The organism is Fulvivirga lutimaris (assembly GCF_009711525.1).
GTDB lineage: Bacteria > Bacteroidota > Bacteroidia > Cytophagales > Cyclobacteriaceae > Fulvivirga > Fulvivirga lutimaris.
Genome location: NZ_SMLV01000364.1, coordinates 14,936 through 21,393 on the forward strand (window position 1 = coordinate 14,936; position 6,458 = coordinate 21,393).

Sequence of the window (6,458 nt, forward strand, 5' to 3'; positions counted from 1 at the left end):
TCAGGATTATCTCCTCCGTCATCTGGGTTGTCGCCACCATCATCCGGATTGTCTCCTCCGTCATCTGGGTTATCCCCACCGTCATCTGGATCATCGCAACCAGTAGAAGCATAATCTACCACTACATCTATCGTATTAGTACATCCATTGATATCTGTAATCAACAATGAATAAGATCCTGCCGCAGCCGCACTCAAATTTTGCAAGCTACTTCCATCAGACCAGTCATAGGTATATGGCGCTTTCCCACCAGATACACTCACTGACACCTCAAAACCATCATCCAAACAGTTTGGGTTGGTCACGCTGTAAGAAGCAGAAATTGGCGTTGCGTCTGGTAAATAATATGCCAAATTTTTAGTACACCCAGCCGCATCAGTAATTAATACCGAATACTGTCCTGGTGAAAGCCCTGTGATCTTATCAGTACTTTCTCCATTAGACCACTCGAAAGTGAAAGGTTCTGTTCCTCCAGTGGTCATCAGTTCTATTTCTCCATCATTTGCACCATTGCAAGAAATTTGACTTACAATACTGTTAGCCTGGAAACTTACTGCTGTTACATCTACACTTAGAGATGCAGAACAACCGCTATTATCTACTATGTTCACTGTATATCTGCCGGCAGCAAGTCCGTCAATATCTTCTGTTGCTTCACCATTTGACCACGAATAAGAATAGGGTTCTTCGCCTCCGATTATTGTAAGGTCTATAGCTCCACTATTATTCTCAACACATGCCGTTTGCTGCATTGATGCAGATAATGAAATAGGGTTATTTTCTCTAACAATAAATGTTCTGGAGCTTAAGCATCCATTAGCATCCGTTGCAGTTAATCGATACGCTCCGGCCGCTAGCCCACTTAAATCCTCGGTCTCTTGCCCATTACTCCAATAGAAAGTGTATGGCGCTACTCCACCTTCAACAGTCACATCTACAGAACCATTGTTTGTACTACATCCTGAATTAGTAATAATTCCATTAATATCTATGAAAACGGTGTTCTCAACAATGGCTGTTGCCTTAGCTTCACAGCCATTAGCATCTGTAACTGTCAAGACATAATATCCTCCACTAATGCCTTCAAGGTTTTCAGTTGTGGCTCCAGTTGACCAAGAGTAAATATAAGGGGCAACTCCGCCTTCAACTGTGGTTATTACAGCTCCATCTGATTGTCCCTGGCATGATGCGTCAGTAATACTTGTGCCAATATTGATAGGTGAAGGTGCATCTACCTCCCCTGATAATTCCATTGTTTCACCAGTAGCATCGGTAATAGTAACCATGTAAACCCCGGCTGGCGCATTTTCAATGGTTTGATTTGTTGAACCATTGGACCATACGTAAGTGATTGGTTCTGTTCCTTCAATAATTGAAACGCCTATGCTTCCATTAGCCTCGTCTGAACATGTAGCATCAACGATGTTTAAACCAGCATCAAGCTTAACGCATGTTACTTCAGTATCTTCATAGAAAACACAAGTAGCAGCTTTATAGGCCACCTGAGGTGCCCAACAGCTTAGCGCCTCATCACAGCCATTTTCGCAAAGGGTAAATGTGACGGTAAAGTTGCCAGAACTTCCGTTTTCACCAAACCCACTAATTTCATCAACCTTGAATCCGGCTATCCCTGAGGTGGGATCAGTTCCGTATTCAATTTTCCACCCTTCAGAGTTTGACACTGAAGACCCCTGAGCACAAGCGGGAAGGGAAACAGAATAATGCGACAATGCGTGAGCACATGAACCATCTGCATTAACCTGCAGTGTATAGCTCAAACACCCTGAGGCCAGCTCTTCCACTGACAGAATTTCTGTACTAAAGCAGTTATCCTCACAGCCCTGCTTTTGATTTTTGTTTTGGGCCGATGTTAATAATGACGTTAAAAATAGACAGCCAAATAATAGACTTCTTACACTTCTTCTTCTCATTGCTAGTTAGTTTTGGTGCATATAAATCTAACTACCTAAGAAAAGGTGAACGGGCAAATGGATGAGGAGCTTAATTAAGCGACAAGAAGTAAAATCTGACGACTAGTTGCAGTGAATTGAGATAAAAAAAGGGTCCAAAACTGATGTTTTGAACCCTTAAATGATGTTAAGAATACCTTTATAAGCTATCCAGAAATTCTTCCATTGCCTCCATTTTGGCATCAGTATATTCTCCTAAAGTAGTATAGGCTATTTTACCTTCCTTATCAATTAAGAAGAAGTAAGGCACATCTTTCTTGTCAAATTCTAAGGCTTCTTTATAAGGCTTCAGCTGGCCCTTGTAAAATAAAATATTTGGTATCAAAAGCGGATCCAACTTTTCTGCAGCCTTGCGTCTTGCTGGACCTTCAGCTGCAGCCTTAATTCCGGTAAACATAGGAACAAAATAGACATTGATATCATAAGTGAAAGATGCAAATACACCAGTTGATTTCTTAATGAACTTGTTATAAATAGGGCTGAACCAGGTATTTAAATCGCCTTCAGCCTTTTTGGAATAAGCCAATCCCACCAAGGTATACTTATCAGAGACATCTGTTGGTATATTAACTGACTCTCCTTCTACAGTAGCCGTTTCCATTTCTGGAAATGCAGTGCCCTCTAACTGAGCAAATGCTGATATACTTAAAGCCGATAAACAAATGATTAGACAGTATTTCATATATGTAGTGTTTGGTTTTCAATGATTAGCAGTCGCAGACAAACTGGTGAAATCACGTTATTCAAAATTTTATTGGTAACGTGAAGGTATCAATTTTATTCTATGGCATTTTTCTTATCCTAGTCTCCACACCCTTTACACCCTTCATCAAATCTGCTATAATCTTAGTATCTGTTTTACCATAATGGTAAGGATATAATATTTTTGGTTTAAACGCCTTTGCTGCATCTGCCACCATTTCCGGGGTCATAGTGTAGGGCAGGTTCATAGGCAAAAAAGCCATATCAATATCTTTCAATGCCTTCATTTCAGGAGTGTTCTCAGTATCCCCGCCAATAAATATTTTTTTATCTCCAATTGTTACAATATAGCTGTTGCATGTGCCTTTAGCATGAAAAGGCTCTCCGTTATCTCTTTTGTGAACCAAATTATAAGCAGGTATTGAGGCTATTTTCAATCCCATTGCCTCTGTACTTCCATCAGCAACAAGCACATCTCCAAAACCCAGTTGATCAACGGCCAATTGTGTTGTTATAATTTTTGTATCATTCTTTTTGATTGCTTCAACAGCTTTGGCATCGCAATGATCACCGTGATGATGGGTAATCAATACCAAATCGGCATCTGGTAACTCGGAATAATTTGCCTCCCTTGTTGATGGGTCAACATGAATGATTTTGTCATTGATCTTCATCATAAAAGATCCATGCCCAATAAAGGTGATCTCAAGCGGACCGGCAGAAGTTTCAAATTTGTCTACTTCAAAGTCTTGTGACCTTGCATTTATTGATACTGATATTAATAGAATTGATAGTATTACTCTCATTTTAGCCATTCGTAAAGTTTATAATGTTCTGCTGTCATACCTATTCTTTCATATACAGCCTGTGCTTTGGTGTTTTCTTTCTCTACATACAATCTAATACCCTTTAATGTTTCGTCCTCCTCTACCATAGCCTTGATGTATTCATACATTGCTTTGAAAATCCCTTTGCCGCGATGTTCTTTAATAACGTAGACAGACTGAATCCACCAAACTGTGCCATTGCGCCACTCACTCCACTCTGGGGTTATCAAAAGGCAGGCTATTACATTTTCGTCTTCATCGTCTTCTGTAGCTACATAATAAGTCCCTTTGGCTGGGTCTTCAAAAACGGCTGCTGCTCCCGACATCAGGGTTTCCTTATCAAGTCCTAGATCCTCTGTCTCGCTGGCCATTAGAATCTGGAAATCAACTATGGTTTCCAAATCTTTAAATTTTGCTTTTCTAAATTGACTCACTCTTTAAAGATAACACCAAATAAAAAATTAGACCAGAAATATTAACAATCATCCTTTTTGCCATGCCTATGAACCTTTTTCGGCTATACTTGTATTAATAATTTCGGATAGTAAATGAGTGATATGCTAGATGTGCTAATAATAGGTGCGGGGCCAATAGGTCTGGCATGTGGAATAGAAGCAAAAAAGAAAGGGTTGAGTTATCTTATTATTGATAAGGGCTGCCTGGTGAATTCCATCTACAACTATCCGCTAAACATGACATTTTTCTCTACCTCTGATAAACTGGAAATAGGAGAAGTTCCTTTTATATCACATGGCAGTAAACCCAATAGGTTTGAGGCATTAGAATACTATAGAAGAGTAGCATCCAGCCAACAGCTGGAAGTCAATCTTTATGAGAAAGTGGAAACTGTAAAAAAAGAGGGTCAGCATTTCTCGATTGTTAGTAGTAAGAATAATTATCAAGCAAAGTCCATTGTTTTGTCCACTGGTTTTTACGATTACCCGTATATGATGAACGTGCCTGGAGAAGAATTGTCAAAAGTAACGCATTACTACGATGAGCCGCACCCTTATTTCAGGCAGAAAATAATAGTTGTTGGTGCAGCCAACTCTGCCGTAGATGTGGCTTTAGAAACTTATAGGAAAGGCGCTGATGTAACTATGGTAGTACGTGAGCCTTCGATACTTGAATCGGTAAAATATTGGGTGCGACCGGACATTGAAAACAGAATAAAAGAGGGTTCTATCAAAGCTCATTTTAATAGCCAGATTACTAAAATTGAAGAACACAAGGTGACAGTAAAGACCCCAGAAGGTATTATTGAACTAGAAAATGATTTTGTGCTGGCCATGACTGGTTATGAGCCAAACTTCTCAATGATGGAATCTATAGGCATTGATTTTCAAAATGATGAATTTAGAACCCCTGTTTATAGCGAAACAACAAATGAAAGCAATGTGACGGGGGCATATTTAGCTGGAGTGGTTTGTGGTGGTTTAAAAACCAACAAATGGTTTATTGAAAACTCCAGAGTTCATGCAGTCAATATCATGAATGACATTGCCGAAAAGCCCTAAGACTTTTCATCATCTTCGTCCGTCATCTTATCAATAACCTTTTCTTCCAATGTCTTATGCTTTTCTTGAGTTGGAATCTCATCAATTTCTTTGTCGAGTTCCTGCCAGTACTCCAGCTGCACAGCTTCTACGGGCTCCAAATGTTTGCCTGAGGCAATCAAAGCAATGGCCATTGCAGAGCTTGTAATGAGGATAGTATAGAGCAAAATCGCTGAACTAAAAGTCTCTAATTGTAGGTGAGCAGGTATCGAAAAGAACAGTAGTATAGTAATCAGCCCTCTTGGAGCCATAAAAAGCTGAGGATTCAGGTTTTTTTTAACCACCAGTTTTAAGAACAACGCCCTAACACCAAACAGCGCTAGCACAATAATAACACTTACCAGTAATGCCCAAGTGTCTAACAGAGAGGCTAAATCAATGGACAAACCAAAAATAACAAAGAAGAAGGTCCGTATAACAAAGGCTGACTCCATAGTTACCAAATGAAAGTTGCCTAAAATACTGTGCAACGCACTCAGGTTAATTAGTTTGGCGAGTTTACCCCTGAAAAATACTTTGTAATTATTTATAACAAGTCCAAAAATTAAAATGATCAGCAAAGAAGATAAGTGGAAGATCTTACCGATCGAATAGAGAAGAAGTAAAACTGCTACTAATAAAAACAGCTTGACCTGAGTTTTGAGTCTCTGAAAGATCAGCACTAAAGCATAACTGATGACTATTGATAAGATAATTGTGAAAACAATATTAGAGGCTACATCCCAAACAACAGCACCTACATCAGGATTATCAAGATTTCCGAGAAGGAAATAAAAATACATTATACCAAGTATGTCTGAAAAAGTACTTTCATAGATCATGAATTCTCTTTTTTCATCTGCCAACTCTCCAATAGAAGGGATAATAATGGCGCTACTAATGATGGACAGCGGTATGGCATAGACCAAAGCGACAGTAAATTCGGCAACAATCAGGTATTGAATAATAAGAGCTATTACAAAGGAGGAAATAATCAAGCTTGCAAAAGCCACCAGAAAAGACTTTGAAATAACGGGCCACTTGCTTCTATTCAATTCCAAGTCAAGGGCTGCTTCAAGCACTATCATTATTAAACCTACTATACCAAGTATTTCAAGAGCATCGAAGAGGTATGTGCCAAAGGAAATGTCCATGTAACCAGCTATTCCTCTGAATATCATACCTAATCCAACCAACAGCAATACACTTGGTACACCAGTTTTAGAAGATATGATGTTGAACAAGTAGGAAACAATAACAATCATTGAAGCAATGATTACTATTGTATAAGAATTAAATATTTCCATAAAAAGGGGTTACTTAAGGCGTATGTTTGGATATATGTTGAAATCATTTTCTACGTAATATTACGTAGGTAATTTATGTTAGTGTAACATTCAAAAAAAGTCAATAAAGTATTAAAC

General features: G+C 38.8%; 6 protein-coding genes. 1 reads left to right on the forward strand and 5 read right to left on the reverse strand.

The features are described from left to right. The 4 genes from E1140_RS09725 to E1140_RS09740 form a co-directional block, all read right to left on the reverse strand. Positions 1-1,931, reverse strand: a 1,931-nt coding sequence (locus E1140_RS09725) for a SprB repeat-containing protein (protein ID WP_221412673.1), incomplete at its 3' end; no start/stop codon positions are given. A 178-nt stretch (positions 1,932-2,109) separates the two neighbouring features. After that, positions 2,110-2,652, reverse strand: a complete 543-nt coding sequence (locus tag E1140_RS09730; protein WP_155182472.1) for a TlpA family protein disulfide reductase — start codon at positions 2,650-2,652, stop codon at positions 2,110-2,112. Positions 2,653-2,752: 100 nt separating this feature from the next. Continuing rightward, positions 2,753-3,487: an MBL fold metallo-hydrolase gene (locus E1140_RS09735; RefSeq protein ID WP_246202776.1), complete on the reverse strand. Its 735-nt coding sequence runs from the start codon at positions 3,485-3,487 to the stop codon at positions 2,753-2,755. Then, positions 3,475-3,933, reverse strand: coding sequence for a GNAT family N-acetyltransferase (locus E1140_RS09740; protein WP_343034203.1), 459 nt, complete (start codon positions 3,931-3,933; stop codon positions 3,475-3,477). The genes E1140_RS09735 and E1140_RS09740 overlap by 13 nt, the downstream gene beginning before the upstream one ends. 123 nt (positions 3,934-4,056) lie before the next feature. Here E1140_RS09740 and E1140_RS09745 point away from each other — a divergent pair, with 123 nt between their 5' ends. Continuing rightward, positions 4,057-5,016, forward strand: a complete 960-nt coding sequence (locus tag E1140_RS09745; RefSeq protein WP_155182484.1) for a YpdA family putative bacillithiol disulfide reductase — start codon at positions 4,057-4,059, stop codon at positions 5,014-5,016. Here the strand turns inward: E1140_RS09745 and E1140_RS09750 are convergent. Then, positions 5,013-6,341, reverse strand: coding sequence for a cation:proton antiporter domain-containing protein (locus tag E1140_RS09750; RefSeq protein WP_155182475.1), 1,329 nt, complete (start codon positions 6,339-6,341; stop codon positions 5,013-5,015). The two genes, E1140_RS09745 and E1140_RS09750, sit on opposite strands and share 4 nt — an antisense overlap. Between the last annotated feature and the right edge of the window lie 117 nt (positions 6,342-6,458).

Bases quoted from the DNA above. Each gene is read 5' to 3' on its own strand.
- E1140_RS09730 (WP_155182472.1), bottom strand. From the start codon at position 2,652: ATGAAATACTGTCTAATCATTTGTTTATCGGCTTTAAGTATATCAGCA.
- E1140_RS09735 (WP_246202776.1), bottom strand. From the start codon at position 3,487: ATGGCTAAAATGAGAGTAATACTATCAATTCTATTAATATCAGTATCA.
- E1140_RS09745 (WP_155182484.1), top strand. From the start codon at position 4,057: ATGCTAGATGTGCTAATAATAGGTGCGGGGCCAATAGGTCTGGCATGT.
- E1140_RS09750 (WP_155182475.1), bottom strand. From the start codon at position 6,341: ATGGAAATATTTAATTCTTATACAATAGTAATCATTGCTTCAATGATT.